We start from the raw sequence: 21,731 nt of genomic DNA, 5'->3' as shown, positions 1-21,731 counted from the left end.
ATACACAACTTCGTACTCAGTGGCGGACGTGTTTTGATTCCACCATAGAGCGCATTTCTTTGCGATGCTGCTTGAACTCGTCACTCAGCTCGTATTTACCTTCTCGTGTATGCAACAACGCACCTCGACTGACCAAAGCGTCTAACGTTTTAGGAAGAACTTTTTGGCGACGTTCGCCTTTAACAAAGAAGTATTGATCATCTACTTGGATCAATTCGAAACCTGTCTCGAGAAACCCGACACACAGGTTTTGGGTTGGTGTTAGTTTCAATTTCATCTCGTCACCCTTAACCAACAAATGGATTTACTCAGGTAACTATAGTCAAAATTTTAAATAACGAAGTGATATTAAAAGAAAGGGCAAGTCTGATATTAACAGCTCACCCTCTAATAGTGACCTACTGTGAAAAGACAACCGTCTTATTACCGTGAACTAATACACGATCTTCAATGTGGAAACGAAGTCCCCGAGAAAGCACAAGTTTCTCAATGTCTTTACCTAAACGCACCATATCGGTCGCCGAATGACTGTGACGAACTCGAATCACATCTTGCTCAATGATTGGACCCGCATCTAGGTCTGCTGTTACGTAATGACACGTTGCACCAATCAACTTCACCCCTCGAACGGCTGCTTGATGATAAGGCTTAGCGCCAATAAATGAAGGCAGGAAGCTGTGATGAATATTAATCACACGGAAACGGTATTTCTCACATAAATACTCAGGGAAAATCTGCATGTAGCGGGCAAGTACTACCGTATCTGCACCGGATTCATCAATGGCTTTTTCAATAGCCTTGAAAGCTGGCATTTTATCTTCTTTAGGCACATTGATGCAGTGATACGGAATGTTATACCACTCAACCATGGAACGGAGATCATCATGGTTCGCGATCACTCCTACGATGTCGCAACTTAGTTCGCCCGTGTGCCAACGATGCAACAAATCATTCAAACAATGAGACTCTTTAGTCGCCATCAACATGACTTTTGGCTTGTCATCGCTGTCATTGATAAACCAGTCCATGTCATAGTCTTCTGCAATTTTAGAAAACTCACTACGGAACGTGTCTAAATCGACGCTCATACTGTCAGCATCAATTACATGGCGCATAAAGAACCATTTCTGTTCAGCATCAGTATGATGATTCGCTTCAACAATCGAGCCATTACGTTCGTTTAAATATTGGCTAACAGCCGCCACAATCCCTACTCGGTCGGGGCAGCTAATCACTAATCGGTATGTTTTACTCATAGTTCCAGTTACTTTTAAAGACTCAGGGTCCTCGCACAAGCAATTAGCATGATAGAGGACTCTGAATTAATGGGGAAAAGTTCTATTTACTACTTATGCTTTAGAATCCAACATTGGTGAATCTTTTGATTTCTATCAAAGTCAGGATCTAACGATTGGCGAGTAATGTTTTCAATCTCATAACGTTCATTTAGCTCTGGGTCCAGCTCGAAACGACGGTAATTATTAGAGAAAATCAATTCACCCTCTTGATGCAAACGGGCCATTGCCAGATCAATCAGATCAACATGATCACGCTGAATATCCAATACACCGGCCATTTTTTTTGAATTCGAAAAAGTCGGCGGGTCCATAAATATTAAGTCAAATTCCTCTTCAGCATTACGCAGCCATTCAAAGCAATCAGCTCTAACCACTTTATGGTCACGATCTGAAAATTCATTTAATTCAATATTACGTCGCGCCCACTCGGTGTAGGTATTAGACATATCAACACTTAATGTTGTTTTAGCACCACCCTGTCCAGCATGGACCGAACCAGAAGCGGTGTAACAGAACAAATTTAAGAAGCGCTTACCATTGGCTTTTTCTTGAATGATCTTGCGTACTGGGCGGTGGTCTAAGAACAACCCCGTATCCAAGTAATCTTTCAAGTTTACAATGAAATCACAGCCGTATTCTTCGACGAACATTTCGTGGTTTAACTGATCCACTTTCTCATATTGCTGTTTACCTGATTGACGTATACGTTGCTTCACAACCACATTCGTTTCAGGAATATTCAACGCGGTCGGGATGGCCGAAACGACTTCAAATAGGCGCTGTTGCGCTTTTTGTTCGTCGACACTTTTAGGTGCTTGGTACTCTTGCACGTGTGCCCAATCATTGTAAATATCTACAGCAACAGAGTATTCAGGCATGTCTGCATCGTAAACACGGTAACAGGTGATTTTTTCACGGTCGAGCCACTTATTCAGCTTCTTCTGATTTTTCTGCAAACGGTTGACCACCATTTGAGCACCCGATGACAAACCTACTTGCTCTCGGCTGCCAGCTTTAATGCGATCTTCAGCAATTGGAAAACGGTAGGCGCGACATTCTAGGCCACCATTGATAACACGAGTGGATTTCTCAGGGCGAATCGGAATCTGACGAGCCAAGTTCTCACTGCTCGTTAGCAACATCATCTCGCCTTCCATTGCATTTTCAATAGCCCAATCACCCAACTGACGATACAGGGCTACCAGCGCCATCTCATCGCCTAAGCGCTCACCGTAAGGCGGGTTAACAATAATTAGCGTCGGTTGCTTAGACCAGTCAAAGTCGTGTTGCTGAAAAGCAGACATGCTGACATCAATCACCCCAGTCAGACCTGCACGCTTAATGTTTTCACGGGACGCTGCAATTGCTTTTTGTTCTCGGTCTGTGCCTTGGAAAGACACCGTTAACTCACTTGGCGCAACGCGCTCGTTCTTAGCGATGTCGTTAAGCTGTTGCCATAGACGATGGTCATGCTTCTTCCAACCTTTAAAGCCCCAGTATTGACGACGCGAACCTGGCGCGATGTTCATGGAGATTAAAGCCGCTTCAACCAAAAAGGTTGCCGAGCCACACATTGGATCAACGATCTGTTGATACTTAGAGTCTTTGCTCCAACCTGCACGTAACAATAAACCAGCTGCTAGGTTTTCTTTTAACGGCGCCATAGCACCATGTTGACGATAACCACGACGGTGCATACTTTCGCCTGACAAATCCAAGCTAACAATTGCTTGATCACGTCTAATCTTCACCGCAATACGAATGTCAGGGTTTTGTTTTTCAACGCTCGGTCGGCGACCATTTAATTTAGTAAAATAATCGGCTATGGCATCTTTTGTACGTACCGCACCAAATTGCGTATTACGTATAGAGTGATTGGTACCATGGCAATCAATCGCAATGGTATTGTCAGCATGAAGATGTTCTGACCAGTCAATGTCTGATACGCCTTGGTACAGATCATCAGCTGAGTCCACTTTAAATGTAGCCAGTGGCATCATGACGCGCGTTGCAACACGTGACCATAGACACGCTAAATACATGCCACGCAAATCAGTAGACAGCTTAACTTGAGCTTCGCCTAGGCGTGTATTAAACAACCCTAGATCATGGAGCTCTTTTTCCAGAATATTTTCCAAGCCGATCGGGCAAGTCAATTCCAGTGATATCGATTGTTCGCTAACGTCACTAGGAGGTAGTTCAGAGTTATATGTCATTTTTATTACTTTTTGGTGAATTTTTGAATTTCGTTAGAGCAAAGTGTTTTTAGACAAACGCACCGCCCTCTACTATTAATTAAAGTTCACTTACACTGAAAAGAGAACTGAGAGGAACGTATTTATGAAGAAACAAAAACGAGATCTTCATCAAAGAGCGTATGTGCGTGGCTATCGTGCCGGTATGGCCGGACGTTCAAAAGGCCTATCGCAGCAGTGTCATTCTTCCGCTCGACCCGATTGGTTAGCCGGTTGGCGTGAAGGTCGCGTAGACATGTGGGATGGTCTCACCCCAGTTGACGGCACTTATAAAGCGGCCGGCTTTTCTCAGTCAATTACCTAATTTCTGAAGGAGGGCCAGTCTAACCGACTGGCCTTTTCGCCTACTTACCTAAGTGGTTTTCACGAATATAACCATCAGTGGCGGTAATCGATTCATGAACTAACTCCGGGCCTCGATAAATAAAGCCCGAGTAAATTTGCACAAGTTTAGCACCCGCTTGCATTTTTTCGACCGCATCCGCACCCGATAAAATACCGCCCACACCAATTACTGGCAGTTCATTCTGTAAATGATCACACAGTACGCGCACTACATGCGTCGAAGCATCACGCACTGGTGCACCACTTAAACCACCGGCCTCATTTGCGTGTTCATGACCGATAACAGCTGTACGTGATAATGTCGTATTGGTCGCAATGATTGCATCGATTTTCTGATCGACAAGCGTATCCGCTACCATTTTAATTTCGTCATCACTCATGTCTGGCGCAATTTTAACAGCTAATGGTACACGACGCCCGTGTTCATCGGCATAACGCTGCTTCGCTTCCACCAATGGCGCAATTAATTCTGCCAAACTATCGCCAAACTGGAGCGACCGAAGCCCTGGTGTATTGGGTGAACTAATGTTTGCAGTGATGTAATCCGCATATGGAATCACCTGTTCAAGACACGCTAGGTAATCCGCCGCTGCCCCTTCTACCGAAGTAGCCAGGTTTTTACCGATATTCACCCCTAGCACACCTTTGTAGTTATGCTTGCGAATACGGGCAACCATGTGGTCCACACCCTTGTTATTAAACCCCATACGATTAATGATCGCCTCATGCTCAGGCAAGCGGAACAGACGAGGTTTTGGGTTGCCAGATTGACCCTTAGGTGTAACAGTCCCAACTTCCACAAAACCAAAACCCAATGCTCCTAACGCTTCAAACGCATCGGCATTTTTATCAAGGCCAGCAGCCAGTCCAACAGCATTAGGGAAATCAATACCCATCACATTCACAGGCGTAGCCGCTTCATCGTGAGCATATAAAGAAGTCAAGCCTAGACGCGATGATGCACCAAGTACATCTAGCGACAATTCATGGGATACTTCAGGATCAAATTTAAACAGCAACGAGCGCGCTAAGTTGTACATATGGGTCAGCCTAATGATCATTAAATGAGAGAGTTAAAATGTTTTATCAATCTTGACGAGTTTCTTATTGTCATCAAACTCGATTTCAAAAGCGCCATAAACACCTTTGTGCGTTACAAAGCTCTGAAAAATCGACAGTGGGAGTTGAATCATGCGTCCATCTCGACTTTTTGCCACTAAATACTTTACCGAGCCTTGATACATTTCCTTGTATTTATAAGCAGGGAGACTTACATCAACAGTTACTTTTGCCATGATTTACCTTAGGTATAGCGCCTCTTCAATCATTCTTGGGGTAAACTTGCTCAAGAAGAGGTTTTAACTTGAATACGATGCTGGTTATTATATTGTCTTGACGGGTATTTTGACAGCAGTATAAGGGCTTACAGAAGTATGGAAGCAGTCATTGAACGACTAAAAGAGCACTTAAATCATGCCATTGTTGGGCAGGAATCATTAATTAATGACCTCCTTGTTGGACTCGTAGCCAAAGGTCATGTGTTACTAGAAGGCCCCCCAGGCATTGCTAAAACAACCGCCGCTAAGGCATTAGCAAAAACCATTGATGCAAGCTTTCAACGCATCCAATTCACGCCTGACTTGCTTCCTGGTGACGTTACGGGTTCAGATATATATCAGCAACATACTGGACAGTTTCAATTCACCCCAGGGCCAATCATGCACGACATTGTCCTAGCAGATGAAATTAACCGTGCACCTGCAAAAGTACAATCAGCATTACTCGAAGCAATGGGCGAGCGCCAAATTACCGTCGGCAACGCCACTTACCCACTGTCAGCACAATTTTTTGTCATTGCGACGCAAAACCCCATCGAACAAGAAGGCACGTATCCCCTTCCTGAGGCGCAACTTGATCGCTTTCTGATGAAAATTCAAGTTGACTACCCTGACATGGAAACCGAACTTAAAGTATTGCGGTTGATACGCGAGCAGGACAAGTTTTCTAATGCAGAAGAGCCAGCAGCGGTATTAAGTTTGGAAGACATTTCATCACTGCAAAAAGCAGCACTGAACATTTATATGGCAGACTCGGTTGAGCAGTATATCGTGCATCTTGTTATGGCAACCCGTCATCCGGAAAAATACTTTGAAGACGATGGCCAGATGGCCAGCTTGATTGATTTTGGCGTAAGCCCACGCGCAACACTTGCGCTAGACCGCTGCGCACGTGCTCATGCACTGCTTGCTGGGCGAGATTTTGTTACGCCAGATGATGTGCGCGGCGTTGTTCATAACGTTTTTCGTCACAGAATCGTGCCGTCATTTCAGACTGTTGCACAAAACATTAGTAACGATCAGTTAATCAATAGGATTTTAACTCAAGTGCCTGTGCTTTAACTTATGGATACTTTGCTTAGTCCAAATACACCAGAACTAAATCAAGATGACATTATAGAGCTCGCAGCCATAGCAAAAGCATTGGGCAAAGCTCGCTCAATACGTCGTGCTCGTATGATGTCAGGCAGCATTGTTAGCAAAAAGCGAGGCCACGGCTTAGAGCTGCACGAAATACGGCCGTATGATGTCAGCGACGAAGCTCGTCATATGGACTGGCGTGTCACAGCGAGAACCGGTATTGCTCATACTCGAGTGTACACAGAGGATGTGGAGCATCGTACATTGGTTTTATTGAGCCTATCGCCAGATGCCTATTTTGGTACTCAAACCACATTCATCAGCACACGCCTAGCTCAACTGGCTGCCATCATTGCTTGGCGTAGTTATGCTCAGCGTGAAAACGTCGGTTTTGTCAGTCAAACCGACAATGAGTTCTCCATCACCCCAAACATTAGAGACTGGCGTTTTTTCAGCGAACAGCTTGCGCAAACAACTTTAATTAAACAGCGTACACTTCAACCAACATCTTATGAGATGCCAAACTTAAGCCGATTTAAAGGCTACTCGGTCATTGTTCTTAGCGATCACATTGCTATGGATGAAATAAACAAAGCGCATTTACAACAGCTAGCTCAGCATAATCGAGTTCACTGGGTATCCGTTGAAGATGCCAGTGCGTTCTCTCTTCCAAACGGGCACTATCAGTTCGCCAATCAAGAGACTAAAAACACGCTGCATATAAGCAATGCGCAGCGCTCTGCTGCAAAGCAGCATTTTGCGCAGCTGGCTCAGCAACATGATAGTTTAATGACACAACTCGGAGTGGGTTATTATGTCTTTGATGTCAATCATTCACCAATTGCAGTTGCTTCCGAACTATTAGCATATGGAATCTTACACTGATGTCCAACGCCATCGATCTGCCAAATACGGCCTATTTGTTACCAGAAGCCATTCCTAACTGGCCCCCTGTCTGGTGGTCTTGGTTAGTACTGGCTGCTTTTCTTTTGTTGACCGTCATCATCATTACCATAGCAGCACTTCGGCATAAACGCAGAATCTATCGCTATGAAGCATTGCAGGCGCTCAAGGAAGTCGAACAAGCCTCTGATAAAGTATTAATTGAAAGCTGCATCAGCGTGATAAAGCGATGCCTTATAACAGAAGGTCATGAGACACTGGCAAGCTGTACGACCAAGGCGTTACTTCCGATCTTAGATCAACAGCTCAAACGAGCAAAATGGACATTCACAGAGTTTGAACCGATCTTTACCGAAGGACTGTATCGTCCAGACAGTCAACTTACAGCACAGCAGAGATCAGACTTAGTCCAGTTAACAAGCTATTGGATAAGGAAGCATCATGCTTGATTTACAATGGCCTTGGGCGCTACTACTACTCCCTTTGCCGTTCTTTTTGTTATGGCGACGCCGTGGTAAAAACGCCAGTGCTACGCACATCCATTGGCGCCATAGTCAATTTTTAACTAAGGCACCACAACATCATGACCGCAATCACCGTAAGCTACCATGGATTCTTCTTACATGTGCTTGGCTAACCATGGTGCTGGCCCTTTCGCGACCCGCTTGGCTTGGAGAGGCAACACAAATCCCGCCCACTGGTAGAGATCTATTAATAGCATTAGATTTATCTGGTAGCATGCAAATCTCAGATATGACCTTAAATGATCGTACAGCTGACCGGTTGAGCGCTGCCAAAGAAGTGCTTTCGCAATTTATTAGAGAACGCCGCGGTGACCGTATTGGTATTATTGTATTTGGGAGCAAAGCATACCTTCAAGCGCCGTTAAGCTATGACTTAAAAACCATCAATCAATTAATTCAAGAAAGCCAAATTGGTTTTGCTGGAGAACAAACTGCAATTGGTGATGCAATTGGGTTAGGAATTAAACGCTTACAAGACAAACCTGCTGATCAAAAAGTACTTATTCTAATGACCGACGGCGCAAATACAGCGGGAAGAGTCAGTCCTTTGCAAGCAGCTAACTATGCGGCCAAACAAGGCGTAACCGTTCATACCATCGGAATTGGTGCAGAACAAATGACTGTGCAAGGTTTTTTCGGCCCAAAGATCGTCAACCCATCTAGTGACTTGGATGAGCCACTACTCACTAACATTGCTGAATTAACAGGTGGACAGTTTTTCAGAGCACGAAGCACTCAAGAATTACGTCAAGTTTATGCGCTTCTAGACCAATTAGAACCCACCCCATCCAGCGATATCTTACAGCGCCCTAAAACCACACTTTTCCATTGGCTAGGCTTGCTTGCCTTGCTGTTTGTTGCCGCCACTTTGCTGGCAACACGCCGCCTAGCATTTTCTTTAGGGGAACGAACATGACTTTGTTCGACTGGATACATTTCACCCGTCCAGATTGGCTGCTATTAATTCCCATTTTTTGGTTTTTTAGCCGTTTAATTCACTTCAAGCCCGAAAACAGCGCCATAAAATCGACAGTTGCCGCACACTTGTTGCCGTACCTTACCAATGTGAAGAGTTCACAAGTATCGCAAAAATGGCTTGGGTTAACCTGCATCAGTCTGCTTGTAATAGGACTTTCGGGCATCAGTTTTAGTAAATCTGAAACGCATCTTTATACGGCCAACCAAAAAACAGTGTTTATCGTCGACCAATCCTTGTCACTGTATGCTACAGACATACGCCCTAACCGTTTAACACGCGTTAAACAGATTATGCGAGACATCATCAATAGCTCACTTGAAGGAGATTTTGCTTTAGTTGCCTATGCAGGTGATGCGTATATTGTTAGCCCCTACACTCAAGACCGAGAAACACTTACCCACTTTCTTGTTGCACTAGATCCTTTAATCATGCCAATTTATGGAAGTAATCTAGCGGATGGACTCAGACAAGCCTTAACGCTAGTAGACCTTCAGGATGCCCCGTACACCACATTTGTGGTACTTACTGATGATTTAAAAAATAAGGATGTGTCACTCCTTAGCAAGGTCACTCAACAACATGTCGCTTTAGAGGTTATTAGTATTGGCACACGAGAAGGGGCTCCTATTAAACTGCCTGATGGGCAAACGCTTCGCCCTCAAGGCATTACAGCGATTCCAAAAACACCCTTAGATCAAATCAAACAAGTGACCCTCGAAGTAGGTGGCCACTATTACTCTCACAACTCAGACATCAACGAGCTTGAGGCGATTGGTCAGCATGCACTCCAAACTTCTGATGCACGTAGCTCTGATATCACGGGCATTACTTGGCAAGAACAAGGACATTGGTTCGCGCTGCCTTTTTTAGTTTGGCTACTATGGCAGTTCCGTAGCGGTGGTTTGATTGCACTGGTTATTATAGTACTCAATCCATCCACACCGAGTTACGCATCACCAATCGATTGGATCAAAACTAACGATCAAAAAGCGCAACAAGCCGTCAATCAGGGCGATTGGGAGAGCGCATCTAAACTGTTCGATGATCCGCGCTGGAAAGCTGCCAGCCAATACGCTCAAGGCTCTTATGCCGATACCGCCAAAACTATTGCGCCGCTCGCCAATTCTGCTTCCGACTTTTATAATTTAGGCAATGCTCTGGCCATGAGCGAGGATTTACCTGCTGCCCTAGAGGCTTACAAGCAGGCTTTAAAACTAAAACCTGATTTCAAAGAAGCTAAAGAAAATCTTGGCTACGTGCAAAAACAACTCGAAAAACAGCCGCCTGAAGAAAACTCTGACAACACCCCGAAAGATGATACCGACGCTAACTCGCAGACTCCGCAAAGTGACTCAGACGATCAAAAGTCTGACAACAGCAATAAAGACTCCGTCAATAGCGAGCAAAAACAAGACAACAATTCCGAAAAGCAGGATAATCAAAACCCTGACCAAGGGTCTGCCCAAGTCGAATCAAAAACTGACAACAACAGTAACATGGAAGAACAACAAGCACTTGAACAATGGCTACGCCAAATTCAAGATGATCCTGGCACATTATTACAACGAAAACTTTGGTACTTGCATCAGGAAAGACGCAACGAAAATCGCTTTAAACAAGAGGAAGGCCAACAACCATGGTAGCCCACTTACCATCACCATCAAGAGCTTTAATGCAGATCATCGCATTGGTGACTGCTCTATTTTTCGCTCACTTGGCGCACGCAGATCAAGTGACTGCCGCCCTCGATAAGAACGTTGTCAGTGAGAATGAAGTTGTACAGCTTACAATCAGGACAGATTTCACCAATACTGGTAATGGTCCCGACTTATCTGCTTTAAAACGCGATTTTGAAATTTTAAGCCGCAGTCAAAATAGTCAATTTAGCTTTAACCTAGGTACTAATCAGGCCCTAAATTTTTGGGTCGTTACCTTAATGCCAAAGGCTGTAGGCAACTTCCAAATCCCACCAATACAAGTCGGTGAAAAAGCTTCTGAGCCTCTATATCTTGAAGTAAAACCTGCGCAACAAATGACAGATCGCAATGGTAACCCTTTAGTCATGCTTAAGTTTCATGCCAGTACACTGGAGCCCTATGTTCAGCAACAAGTATTACTGACATTAGAGCTGTATACGGCAGTACCACTGCAAAATGCCAGCATGTCAAATCCGAATCACCCCAACCTTCTTACTGAACGTTTAATTGATGATCAAATGCGCTACGAAGACATTGATGGTACGTCTTATCAAGTTATGACTCGTGAATACGTTGCATTTCCTCAACGAAGCGGCACCATTGAGCTCAATAACCAAAGTATTGAAGCCATCGTGAATACTCGAAATGGCACACGAAAAGTCAATATTAAGAGCCTTCCTATTACGCTCAACGCATTACCCATCCCGGCATCTTATGGCAATTCTAATTGGCTACCCACCGATGCAGTAGCCATTCGCTCAATGGTATCGAATACGGTTAGTAATCCACGCATTGGAGATACCTTAATATGGGAAATAGACATTACCGCTCAAGGCGTCTTAGGTGAGCAGCTGCCAACTTTAAACTTTTCCAGCACACGCGCTTACAAACTCTACCCAACCTCTCCTACTTATGAGACTAATAAATCCATCAATGGAGTGTCTGGTCATGAAACTATGCGTATTGAGGTCGTTCCGACTCAAGCAGGTCCGCTTGAGTTGCCCGTTGTAGAAGTGACTTACTGGGACCCTGTTTCGCGATCCATGAAAACGGTCCGTGCTAATGCGCAAGTCATGAATGTTGCACCGCTACCCAATGCCGCAGACGATGCAAACAATACGCAGCAACAAGCGACAGAAGCGACTAACACCCCCAACAACTTTTCGAATGAGATTCCACCTCAATCAACGTCTGTTGCGCCAATATCTTTGGCAAAGCCCAAAGCTAAATCAGAAGAGATCCAAGGAGACATAGAAGAACCTGAAGAGCTAAATGTCGTTCTCACACCAAGCAATGAGGCCGGAGGTTCTTGGAAAGTGATGTTAGCTGCACTCATGATCGGCATGGGTGCTGCTGGTATTGGCGCTTGGCTATGGTTGCGTCGAAAGACAAATACAAACACCGATCCAAAAGGAGATGTGCCGACACTGGAAGAGTTCGCCCCACTCACTTCTGGCAATGAAGACGCGGCCTATCAACAACTCTTGCAAAGCTGTCGTAGTAATGACTTGAGCACACTTCGATTACGTTTATTAGAGTGGGCAAGACACCGCTGGGGAGACAACGCTATTCGCGGAGTGGATGACATCAAACGATTGTCCGACTCACCGCACTTAACCCAGCTTTTAATGGAAGCCGAATTAGTCATGTATTCATCGTCAGCATCTTCTCAATGGCATGGAGATGCGCTAGCGGACGCACTTGAAGAATACGTTACAGGGCAACCCAAGCCTTCACAAGCTAGCCAACTAAAGACGCTGTACCCGAATTTTTAGTTTTCAGGAGTCATAATATGAGTTTGAACCATCAAACTGGCATTACTGCCGAAGCATCCAGTGATGCTTCTTTTATTTTATTAGATGCTGTCGAAGGCAAAGAAGCTGTGCTTCGAAAAGCACTCGCGTCATGTTCACAGTTAATCAGTGACATACAGAATCAGTTTCCTGATGCACAATTGCATGCAGCTATTGGTGTTTCGACCCACAGTTTTTATCGAATTACGCAATGTGAGCCGCCAAAAGAACTGGCTCCATTCCCAAGTTTCTCGGGCCAATTTCTAAGCGTTAAAGATGAAGCCTACGACCTTATAATGCATATTCGATCTAATCGACACGATGCCACCCACATTCTTGCACTGGCACTGTTAAAAGCTATGTCTGACAGTGTCAAACTACGAACACAAACACATTGCTTTAAATACTTAGATAATCGGGACTTTACTGGCTTTGTGGATGGCACAGAAAACCCTGAGGGTGAAGACCGCGCCTCTGTTGCCTTAGTCGGTGATGAAGATTCAGCCTATAAAGGCGGCTCGTACCTGAATTACATGAAGTTCGTTCACGACCTGGAAAAATGGGAACACCAAGAGCTAAAAGTACAGGAGAATACGTTTGGACGAACTAAGTATGACAATGAGGAATATGCTTCTGCAGAGAAATCGCCCCATGCTCATACAAAGCGAACTTCTCTAAAAGATGATCAAGGTCAATCCCTAGAACTTCTACGTCAAAGCATGCCGTTTGGTGACTTGCAAGAGCAAGGCTTGATCTTTGTTAGCTATTCAAAAACACCCATCATTTTTGATCTGATGCTACAAAGCATGATCGAAGGCGACGAAAAAGGCAATGCAGATCATTTGATGCAATACACCCACGCTTCAAGTGGTAGTGCTTTTTATGTTCCAACACCAAAATTCCTTAACCAACTTAGTGAATAGCCACCCTTAGCACTTGTTTTTAAGACGCACAAAAACAAAAAACCACGCAATAGCGTGGTTTTTTATAACAACTAACACATTAGTTACGTACTATCTCAGCTGCATTCTGCAGAGATTCTTGTTGCGCACGCATCGTCATATTGGTCAGCGTTTGTGATAAGTAGTTCTCATAAATCTCTTTTTGAGATGCTTCCACACTGCCGTTACCCTGATTAATCTCGGTGAGACGAATCGCTACTAAATCGCCATTACCTGTAGACTCAACACCTGTCGAGATTTCACCTTCATCAGCAGGATGCGGTAAACCAAATGCTAACGCGGCTACTTCATCTTGACCACGTTCAGCATTACTCACCGTTGTCCAATCACCTTTACCAGACGCTAACGCCGCATTCGCGGTAGATTGCAATGACTCGACTGCTTTTTGCTGAACCACAATTGAGGCAATCATATCTTTTGCTTCATCGAACGTTTGTTGAGCAGCGGCTTTATGATCATTTACATGAACAACGATAACCTCTTCATCACTCAACTCGATCAAGTCACTATTGTGGCCATCCTCTAATACGGTTGGGCTGTAAGCTGCAGAAATAACGGATGGAGACGATGTGATTTCATTATTACCACCATCACGACCAAAGTAATCCGTTGTCAAAATAGCCACGCCGTATTCACTTGAAATAGCAGAAAGATCATCACTTGCATAGGCTAAATCAGTGATCGTTTCGTGCTCTTCCAGCAGTTTATCTTTGGCTTTTTGAGCAACCAAATCTGACATTAGCTCATCATGCATGTCATTAAGCGATGGCGCTGCTGTTTCACTGATTTCATTTAATTGAATAAGATGATAGCCGAATTCTGTTTCTACAGAATCTATTTCACCTGCTTCCATGGCAAACAATTTATCTTCAAACGGCCCCACCATAATGCCACGACTCACATAACCCAAGTCACCGCCACTATCTTTTGAACCTAAATCATCAGAATATTCTGTTGCTAGTTCAGCAAATGACTCACCATTAGCAAGCTTCTCTTGAACCTCAGCGAGACGAGCTTGCGCCTCTTCATCTGAACGAGCAGATGTATCGATTAAGATATGTGACGCTTCACGTTCTTCACCTTGGAAGCTTGCAACACGAGCATCATAAGCTTCTTTCAATTCAGCGTCCGTCACCTCAACTTGATTCTGCAAGTCAGCAACGGAAACAACAACATAATCTAACTTAACCTGCTCAGGTGACACAAAACTGGCACTGTTTTCATCATAGTATGCTTGCAACTCTTCATCTGTAACATTGACCTGTTCAGTCATCTGAGCCAGAGAATAACGAATGAACTCATAACTACGCTTTTGATTTTGCAATTCAACAATCGATTCAACTTGGCTAGGCAAAATAAACTCCGAACCAGCCAACGCGTTACGAGTTTGTTGTATTAGAACATCTTGCTTAATACGCTCTTTAAACGCTAACGGTGTAAAGCCCAAAGAGCGAATAAAGTTCAAGTATTTACTCTGATCAAATACACCATCAGTTTGGAACTGCTCAGCTTGAACGAGGTAAGCATCCACTTGTGCATCTGAAACACCCAGATTTAAGCCTTCAGCTTGATTCATTAAAACTGCACGCTGGATCAATTCATCCAATGCGCGGCGCTGTAATGCATTTTCCTCTAACATCGCAGGGTCAATTTGACCACCCATCATAGAAATTAGCTGACGTCGCTGAGTCTCAGAAGCCTGTAATAGCTCCATTCTCGTAATTTCTTTGCCATCTACTTCAGCAACTGTGTCGGTTGATGTAAAGCTTTGTACCAATGCTTCAACACCAAATAGAGCAAACGTCACAATAACCACACCAATGATGACTTTAACGATAACACCTTGTGACTTGTCTCTTATATCTTGGAGCATGTTGCCTCCACCTCAAAAACGTTAATCTGTAAAATAAAAAAGGTGTATTCCGCTGGGAACACACCTCTTTGCTCTAATGGCGGAACGGACGGGACTCGAACCCGCGACCCCCTGCGTGACAGGCAGGTATTCTAACCAACTGAACTACCGCTCCATGTTCATTAGTTCACTGCGTCTTTAAGGCCTTTACCGGCTTTGAAACTAGGAACCTTAGCAGCACTGATTTGGATTTCCTCACCAGTTTGAGGATTGCGACCTGTACGTGCCGCGCGCTCTTTTACTGAGAAAGTGCCAAAACCAACTAAAGTAACTTGGTCGCCTTTTGCTAGTGCTTCTTCAATTGCAGTCAAAGTTGCATCTAGTGCATTACTTGCAGCCGCTTTAGATAAGTCTGCGGACGTGGCAATAGCATCAATCAATTCTGATTTGTTCACGTTCTACCCCTTCAGTATTCTCGTGGTTCCTTGGTATTTTTAATTCGACTAAACGTAACAGTCGATTCAGATGAGTCTTTATACAAGCCTATCTTAGGCCCTGTCAACACAGGGTTTGAACTAATGATGACTCACAGATTCTTGTTCATCAACAGTTTTTTCCTTCGCTGACACAGTTTCTTCATTTTTTGGTGAAGGAACGTACTCTAATGCCACATCTAAGACTTCATCAATCCATTTTACTGGCACAATTTCAAGATCAGCTTTGATATTGTCAGGAATTTCTTTTAGGTCGCGAGTATTTTCTTGTGGTATCAGCACTGTTTTGATACCGCCACGATGAGCTGCAAGTAGCTTTTCTTTGAGACCACCAATTGGTAGCACTTCACCACGCAACGTAATCTCACCTGTCATCGCTACAGAAGCTTTCACAGGCACTTTCGCCAGCACCGACACTATCGCAGTACACATAGCAATACCCGCACTAGGACCATCCTTAGGCGTCGCTCCTTCCGGTACATGCAAATGTAAATCTACTTTTTCATGGAAGTCATCTGCAATACCCAATCCTGATGCACGACTACGAACAACCGTTAAAGCCGCCTGAATGGATTCTTGCATAACATCACCAAGAGAACCGGTCTTAACATGACGACCTTTACCTGGCACACCCGCTGCTTCGATAGTTAACAACTCGCCACCCACCGAAGTCCAAGCCAAACCTGTAACTTGGCCGATCTGGTTATTTTCCTCGGCCTTGCCATAGCTAAATTTATGTACACCACAATATTCTTCAAGAGTTTCTGAAGTCACACTAACGGCATCACTATTTTTCTTCAACGTCTGTTCTTTGACAACACGTCGACACACCTTGCTTAACTCACGTTCAAGTCCACGTACACCAGCCTCTTTAGTGTAATAGCGAATCACATCCATCAGAGCTTCATCAGAAACCTCGATTTCAGTGTCTTTTAAACCGCTTAATTTAATTTGTTTAGGTAACAAATAGCGTTTAGCGATATTCAGTTTTTCATCTTCCGTATAACCAGGAATACGGATGATTTCCATACGATCCATCAATGGGCCAGGAATATTCATACTGTTCGACGTACAAATAAACATTACATCTGATAAATCGTAATCAACTTCTAGATAATGATCACTAAATGTGTGGTTTTGCTCCGGATCAAGCACCTCAAGTAATGCGGAAGCAGGATCACCACGTTGGTCCATGCCCATCTTGTCAATTTCATCCAGCAAGAAAAGTGGGTTTTTCACTTTCACTTTAGCCAGCTTCTGAATTAGCTTACCTGGCATTGAGCCTATATAAGTTCGACGGTGACCACGAATCTCAGATTCATCTCGCACACCACCTAAAGCCATACGTACATACTTACGGTTCACAGCACGGGCAATCGACTGACCAAGAGAGGTTTTACCAACACCAGGAGGCCCGACTAGACACAATACAGGACCTTTTACTTTCTTAACTCGTTGCTGAACAGCTAAGAATTCTAAGATACGGTCTTTAACATCTTGCAAACCAAAATGATCTTCGTTCAATACTTTTTCAGCATAAGCTAGATCATTACGAACTTTTGAGCGCTTTGACCATGGCAATGAAACTAACCAGTCAATATATCCGCGTACTACGGTTGCTTCCGCAGACATAGGCGACATCATTTTCAGCTTCTTAAGCTCTGCTTCAGCCTTTTCAGTTGCCTCAGCCGACATTTTTGCTTCGGTAATTTTTTCTTGGAGAAGGTCAAGCTCGTTACTGCCTTCGTCCATGTCACCTAACTCTTTCTGAATAGCCTTCATTTGCTCGTTCAGATAGTACTCGCGTTGGCTTTTTTCCATCTGCTTTTTGACGCGACTGCGGATGTTTTTTTCTAAGTGAGCTATATCTAACTCACCATCCATCAATCCCATTAAATGCTCTCCACGCTCAACTAATGAACTTAACTGAAGTGCATGCTGCTTATCCTCAAGTTTTAAGCTCATGTGGCCAGCAATAGAATCAATCAGTTTGGATAGATCATCGATTGATTTAAGAGAAGTAACAACCTCACTTGGGATACGCTTACTACCAGCAACATACTCATCAAGTTGCTTAATCAATGCATTTCGGATGGCAGGATACTCAGATTCATCATCTTCCGCTTCAGGAAGCTGCTCAATCGTTGCCGATACCCATTCATCGCCATTTTCAAGCGCTTGAAGCTCAGCGCGATACTGGCCCTCAACCAGAACCTTAACGGTTCCATCTGGCAGGCGAAGCAACTGAATAACTTTCGCTACCGTACCAATGGTATACAGATCTTCTTTATTAGGATCATCTTTGGAGGCATCTTGCTGTGCAACAAGAAACACCATCTTGTCGCCATCCATTGCGGACTCTAGAGCAGCAATGGATTTTTTTCGACCGACGAATAACGGCAAAACCATATGCGGATACACGACTACATCGCGTAGCGGCAACATTGGTAAATTTTTAGAATCAGACTCAGACATAATTACTTCCAACTGAACATCAGCATACGCAACGCTGATGAGTGACTTGACTTCGATAATTTAGAGATAAGGTCAACTAGGTCAAAATGCAAGCGTTCAGAGAGGAAATAGAAGAAAAAGGAGGGAATAAAGCGAGATTTCGCTTACGACCAACGATCGCAAGCGAAATTTGTTTAGAAATTAACCATTTGAGGCGTCTTTCATCTCACTTTCAAGCACCATTAATGGCGCTGAATCACCACGGATAGATGAACCATCCATAACAACTTTAGCAATGTCTGTACGGTTAGGAAGCTCGTACATACACTCGAGCAAAGAAGACTCAAGAATACTTCGCAAACCACGAGCACCTGTTTTACGCTCAAGCGCTAAATGGGCTGCTTCACGTAGTGACTCATCTGTAAATTCAAGCTCAACACCCTCTAATTCGAATAGATGCTGATATTGTTTCGTCAAAGCATTCTTAGGCTGACTCAAGATCGTCATTAATGCTTCCTCATCCAGTTCAGAAAGCGTTGCCACGACGGGCAAACGACCTACAAACTCTGGAATCAGACCAAATTTTACCAAATCTTCAGTTTCAACTTGGTGCACTGCTTCAGAGAAAGAACGATCTTTCTCTTTGCTCTTCACTGTCGCTTTAAAGCCAATACTACTCTTTTCAGTACGATCACTAATCACACGCTCAAGACCCGCAAACGCACCACCACAAATAAAGAGAATATTAGAGGTATCAACCTGAACAAACTCTTGTTGTGGATGCTTACGACCACCCTGAGGCGGAACCGAAGCAACAGTACCTTCAATTAACTTCAACAATGCCTGCTGAACACCCTCACCTGACACATCACGTGTGATAGAAGGGTTATCAGACTTACGAGAAATTTTATCAATTTCATCGATGTAGACGATACCGCGCTGCGCCTTGTCGACATCGTAATCACAATTTTGCAAAAGCTTCTGGATGATATTCTCTACATCCTCACCTACGTAACCAGCTTCAGTTAATGTGGTTGCATCAGCAATAGTGAAAGGCACATCCAAAACACGAGCAAGTGTCTGAGCGAGGAGCGTTTTACCACTACCCGTTGGACCAATAAGCAAGATATTACTCTTACCTAACTCTATATCTTTATTGGCTAAGCCTTGATGACGCAGACGTTTGTAGTGATTATATACGGCCACCGCTAACACTTTTTTAGCGCGCTCCTGACCGATTACATAATCATCTAAAGATGCTGCCAGTTTCGCAGGCGTCGGCAATTCGTCTTTTTCTTCAGACTCACCATCACCTTGCAACAATTCTTGAGTAATGATGTTATTGCATAAATCAACACACTCATTACAGATATACACCGAAGGGCCGGCAATTAGTTTCTTAACCTCATCCTGACTCTTGCCACAGAAAGAGCAGTACAACAACCGATCAGAATGGTCGCCGCGGCTATATTTATCATCAGACATTAAAGTCCACCCTTATTATGCTTCGCGTTTTTCTAGGATATCGTCAATTAAACCGTAATCTTTAGCCGCTTGCGGACTCATGAAGTTATCACGGTCGGTATCTTGCGCCACAGTTTCAATAGGTTTACCTGTGTGGTGAGCAATGATTTCATTTAAACGATGCTTAATACCTAAGATTTCGCGAGTGTGAATTTCGATATCAGAAGCCTGACCTTGGTATCCGCCAAGTGGCTGGTGAATCATGACGCGAGAGTTCGGCAAGCAATAACGCTTACCTTCTGCACCTGCAGTTAGCAACAGTGCCCCCATACTAGCAGCTTGACCAATACACATGGTGCTTACATCAGGCTTTATAAACTGCATAGTATCATAGATCGACATGCCTGCTGTTACAGAACCACCTGGTGAGTTAATGTAAAGATGAATATCTTTATCAGGGTTTTCTGATTCTAAGAATAACAGCTGGGCAACCACTAAGTTTGCCATATGATCTTCGACTTGACCCACCAAAAAGATGACACGCTCTTTTAGTAGACGAGAATATATATCAAAAGATCGTTCACCTCGAGCAGTCTGCTCAATAACCATTGGGACTAGGCCATTACTTGTAATCGCGACAGGGCCAGTTGTAGGGGTCATTAAATTCATATCCTATTCCTTAAAACGAAAAAGCCGGCATAGCTTTCGCTATACCGGCCCTATGAGAATTATAAGCTAAGCTTATGCTTCTTCAGACTCTTCTGCTTCTGCAGATTGAGCTTCTGGCTTGATAGCGTCTTCGTAACTTAGAGTTACTTCAGTAATTTTCGCGCTTTCTAGCAGTTTATCAACAACTTGCTCCTCAAGTACAGCAGATTGCACTTGTGCTAGTTGCTCTTTGTTGTTTAAGTAGTATTCAACAACTTGCTGTGGCTCTTGGTAAGCTTGTGCCATATCTTCCAAGAAAGCACGTACACGATCATCTTCTACTGTAAGCTCGTTCTTTTGGATCACTTCAGAGATTAAAAGACCCAATTTAGCGCGCTTAGTTGCTTCTTCAGAAAACAGCTCTGCAGGAAGTTGTGATGGATCAAACCCTTCCATATTACCAAACTGACGAGCAGCTTGTTGGCGAAGACCATCAACTTCTTGATCAACCAACGAAGAAGGAACTTCGATTGGATTTAACTCAACAAGTTGGTCAAACAAAGAATTCTTAAGCTTGCCCTTCACTGCTTGGCTAAGCTCACGCTCCATGTTTTTCTGCACTTCAGCTCGCAAACCCGCTAGGTCAGAGTTTTCAAGACCGAATTTAGTAGCAAACTCATCATCTAACTCAGGAAGAACTTGTTCAGCTACTTCGTGCGCAGTGATTTTGAATGTCGCTTCTTTGCCTGCTAAGTGTTCAGCTTGGTATTCTTCAGGGAACGTAACAGAGATCGTACGCTCTTCTCCCGCTTTCATACCAACAATGCCTTCTTCGAAACCAGGAATCATTGAATTCGAACCAAGAACAATCTGGTGACCTTCTGCTGCACCACCTTCGAATGCTTCTTCACCTAGGAAACCAACAAAGTCGATTTTCACTTGGTCACCGTCTTTCGCTTCGCGATCAACAGCCGTCCATTCAGCATTTTGCTTACGCAACGTTTCAAGCATAGTATCAACATCAGCTTCTGTAATATCAGAAACAATACGAGTTACTTCGATACTAGATACATCTGCAAGTTCAACTGTTGGATAAACTTCAACTTTTGCTACAAATTCTAGATCAGAGCCAGCTTCAATTTTCTTAGGCTCAATTGATGGCATACCAGCAGGATTAATAGACTCAGCTTGGATTGCCTCAACGTATGCATCGCGCATAACTTGCTCAAGAGTTTCCATACGGATACTTTGACCGTAACGTTTTTTTACAACGCTCACTGGTACTTTACCTTTACGGAAACCATCGATGCGTACTGTTTTAGCTGTTTTAGCTACCTCAGCATTAACTTTATCATCGATACGTGCAGCAGGAACGCTAATAGTAAGAACGCGTTCGATTGGAGACGTTGTCTCTACAGAAACTTGCATAAAACTTCCTCTTGGGAACGTGCTTTATTTGTTGACGCCGCCGCGAAGAAATCACGACTTACTCTAAAGCTCAAGTCAACAAGACCAAAAATTGTGAATTACAGTGATGTAGTGGTACGCCTGGAGGGATTCGAACCCCCGACCATCCCCTTAGAAGGGGGATGCTCTATCCAGCTGAGCTACAGGCGCATTTGCTACAACACTAAATATTGACGCGC

General features: G+C 43.9%; 19 protein-coding genes and 2 tRNA genes. 8 read left to right on the top strand and 13 right to left on the bottom strand.

Annotated elements, in window-relative coordinates; genetic code table 11:
• Window positions 1-16 precede the first annotated feature (16 nt).
• From AYW75_RS09675 to rlmKL, 3 genes are all read right to left on the bottom strand, one after another.
• On the bottom strand, window positions 17-277 hold the full coding sequence (locus AYW75_RS09675) for a formyltetrahydrofolate deformylase (protein ID WP_067038689.1): 261 nt from the start codon (window positions 275-277) through the stop codon (window positions 17-19).
• A gap of 121 nt (window positions 278-398) precedes the next feature.
• The gene (gene purU / locus AYW75_RS09670) at window positions 399-1,256 is read right to left on the bottom strand and encodes a formyltetrahydrofolate deformylase (protein ID WP_067098768.1); all 858 of its coding nucleotides are present in this window, start codon (window positions 1,254-1,256) and stop codon (window positions 399-401) included.
• An 89-nt stretch (window positions 1,257-1,345) separates the two neighbouring features.
• Window positions 1,346-3,514: a bifunctional 23S rRNA (guanine(2069)-N(7))-methyltransferase RlmK/23S rRNA (guanine(2445)-N(2))-methyltransferase RlmL gene (gene rlmKL / locus AYW75_RS09665; RefSeq protein ID WP_067098766.1), complete on the bottom strand. Its 2,169-nt coding sequence runs from the start codon at window positions 3,512-3,514 to the stop codon at window positions 1,346-1,348.
• A 124-nt stretch (window positions 3,515-3,638) separates the two neighbouring features.
• Here rlmKL and rmf point away from each other — a divergent pair, with 124 nt between their 5' ends.
• Complete coding sequence (gene rmf, locus AYW75_RS09660; protein WP_067098763.1) at window positions 3,639-3,857, top strand: ribosome modulation factor; 219 nt, start codon at window positions 3,639-3,641, stop codon at window positions 3,855-3,857.
• Between the two features lie 40 nt (window positions 3,858-3,897).
• Here the strand turns inward: rmf and AYW75_RS09655 are convergent, their stop codons facing one another.
• Window positions 3,898-4,938 (bottom strand): quinone-dependent dihydroorotate dehydrogenase, encoded by a 1,041-nt coding sequence (locus AYW75_RS09655; RefSeq protein ID WP_067098761.1) that lies wholly within the window; start codon window positions 4,936-4,938, stop codon window positions 3,898-3,900.
• Between the two features lie 33 nt (window positions 4,939-4,971).
• On the bottom strand, window positions 4,972-5,193 hold the full coding sequence (locus tag AYW75_RS09650; RefSeq protein WP_067098758.1) for a DUF2835 domain-containing protein: 222 nt from the start codon (window positions 5,191-5,193) through the stop codon (window positions 4,972-4,974).
• Between the two features lie 138 nt (window positions 5,194-5,331).
• Between AYW75_RS09650 and AYW75_RS09645 the strand changes: the two genes are divergently transcribed.
• From AYW75_RS09645 to AYW75_RS09615, 7 genes are read left to right on the top strand one after another with little or no spacing between them, the layout of a single operon-like run.
• Window positions 5,332-6,297 (top strand): AAA family ATPase, encoded by a 966-nt coding sequence (locus AYW75_RS09645; RefSeq protein WP_067098755.1) that lies wholly within the window; start codon window positions 5,332-5,334, stop codon window positions 6,295-6,297.
• Between the two features lie 3 nt (window positions 6,298-6,300).
• Entirely contained in the window at window positions 6,301-7,200 is a 900-nt protein-coding gene (locus tag AYW75_RS09640; protein WP_067098752.1) for a DUF58 domain-containing protein, read from the top strand.
• A complete protein-coding gene (locus AYW75_RS09635; protein WP_067098750.1) occupies window positions 7,200-7,667 on the top strand; it encodes a DUF4381 domain-containing protein in 468 nt (155 codons plus the stop codon). The genes AYW75_RS09640 and AYW75_RS09635 overlap by 1 nt, the downstream gene beginning before the upstream one ends.
• Window positions 7,660-8,658, top strand: a complete 999-nt coding sequence (locus AYW75_RS09630; protein ID WP_067098748.1) for a vWA domain-containing protein — start codon at window positions 7,660-7,662, stop codon at window positions 8,656-8,658. The genes AYW75_RS09635 and AYW75_RS09630 overlap by 8 nt, the downstream gene beginning before the upstream one ends.
• Window positions 8,655-10,364 carry a VWA domain-containing protein gene (locus tag AYW75_RS09625; protein ID WP_067098744.1) on the top strand — a complete coding sequence of 570 codons (1,710 nt, stop codon included), beginning with the start codon at window positions 8,655-8,657 and terminating at the stop codon, window positions 10,362-10,364. The genes AYW75_RS09630 and AYW75_RS09625 overlap by 4 nt, the downstream gene beginning before the upstream one ends.
• Before the next feature lie 29 nt (window positions 10,365-10,393).
• Complete coding sequence (locus AYW75_RS09620; protein WP_197478931.1) at window positions 10,394-12,193, top strand: BatD family protein; 1,800 nt, start codon at window positions 10,394-10,396, stop codon at window positions 12,191-12,193.
• A gap of 17 nt (window positions 12,194-12,210) precedes the next feature.
• Window positions 12,211-13,134: a Dyp-type peroxidase gene (locus AYW75_RS09615; protein ID WP_067098740.1), complete on the top strand. Its 924-nt coding sequence runs from the start codon at window positions 12,211-12,213 to the stop codon at window positions 13,132-13,134.
• Window positions 13,135-13,213: 79 nt separating this feature from the next.
• Here AYW75_RS09615 and AYW75_RS09610 read toward each other — a convergent pair whose 3' ends face one another.
• The 8 genes from AYW75_RS09610 to AYW75_RS09575 all read right to left on the bottom strand — a co-directional run bounded on the left by AYW75_RS09610 (window position 13,214) and on the right by AYW75_RS09575 (window position 21,702).
• Window positions 13,214-15,046 carry a SurA N-terminal domain-containing protein gene (locus AYW75_RS09610; RefSeq protein ID WP_067098737.1) on the bottom strand — a complete coding sequence of 611 codons (1,833 nt, stop codon included), beginning with the start codon at window positions 15,044-15,046 and terminating at the stop codon, window positions 13,214-13,216.
• Window positions 15,047-15,123: 77 nt separating this feature from the next.
• Window positions 15,124-15,200 (bottom strand) — tRNA-Asp (locus AYW75_RS09605).
• A gap of 7 nt (window positions 15,201-15,207) precedes the next feature.
• Window positions 15,208-15,480 (bottom strand): HU family DNA-binding protein, encoded by a 273-nt coding sequence (locus AYW75_RS09600; RefSeq protein WP_067038717.1) that lies wholly within the window; start codon window positions 15,478-15,480, stop codon window positions 15,208-15,210.
• Between the two features lie 120 nt (window positions 15,481-15,600).
• The gene (gene lon / locus AYW75_RS09595; protein ID WP_067098734.1) at window positions 15,601-17,994 is read right to left on the bottom strand and encodes an endopeptidase La; all 2,394 of its coding nucleotides are present in this window, start codon (window positions 17,992-17,994) and stop codon (window positions 15,601-15,603) included.
• Window positions 17,995-18,174: 180 nt separating this feature from the next.
• Complete coding sequence (gene clpX, locus AYW75_RS09590; protein WP_067098731.1) at window positions 18,175-19,458, bottom strand: ATP-dependent Clp protease ATP-binding subunit ClpX; 1,284 nt, start codon at window positions 19,456-19,458, stop codon at window positions 18,175-18,177.
• A 15-nt stretch (window positions 19,459-19,473) separates the two neighbouring features.
• Window positions 19,474-20,106: an ATP-dependent Clp endopeptidase proteolytic subunit ClpP gene (gene clpP / locus AYW75_RS09585; protein WP_067098728.1), complete on the bottom strand. Its 633-nt coding sequence runs from the start codon at window positions 20,104-20,106 to the stop codon at window positions 19,474-19,476.
• A 72-nt stretch (window positions 20,107-20,178) separates the two neighbouring features.
• The gene (tig, locus tag AYW75_RS09580) at window positions 20,179-21,513 is read right to left on the bottom strand and encodes a trigger factor (protein WP_067098726.1); all 1,335 of its coding nucleotides are present in this window, start codon (window positions 21,511-21,513) and stop codon (window positions 20,179-20,181) included.
• A gap of 112 nt (window positions 21,514-21,625) precedes the next feature.
• Window positions 21,626-21,702, bottom strand: a tRNA-Arg gene (locus tag AYW75_RS09575).
• Window positions 21,703-21,731 lie beyond the last annotated feature (29 nt).

Source organism: Marinomonas atlantica, assembly GCF_001639725.1.
In the GTDB taxonomy this organism is placed as follows: Bacteria; Pseudomonadota; Gammaproteobacteria; order Pseudomonadales; family Marinomonadaceae; genus Marinomonas; species Marinomonas atlantica.
Note: the sequence above shows the minus strand (reverse complement) of the source record. Positions and strands in the feature narration are given on the sequence as shown.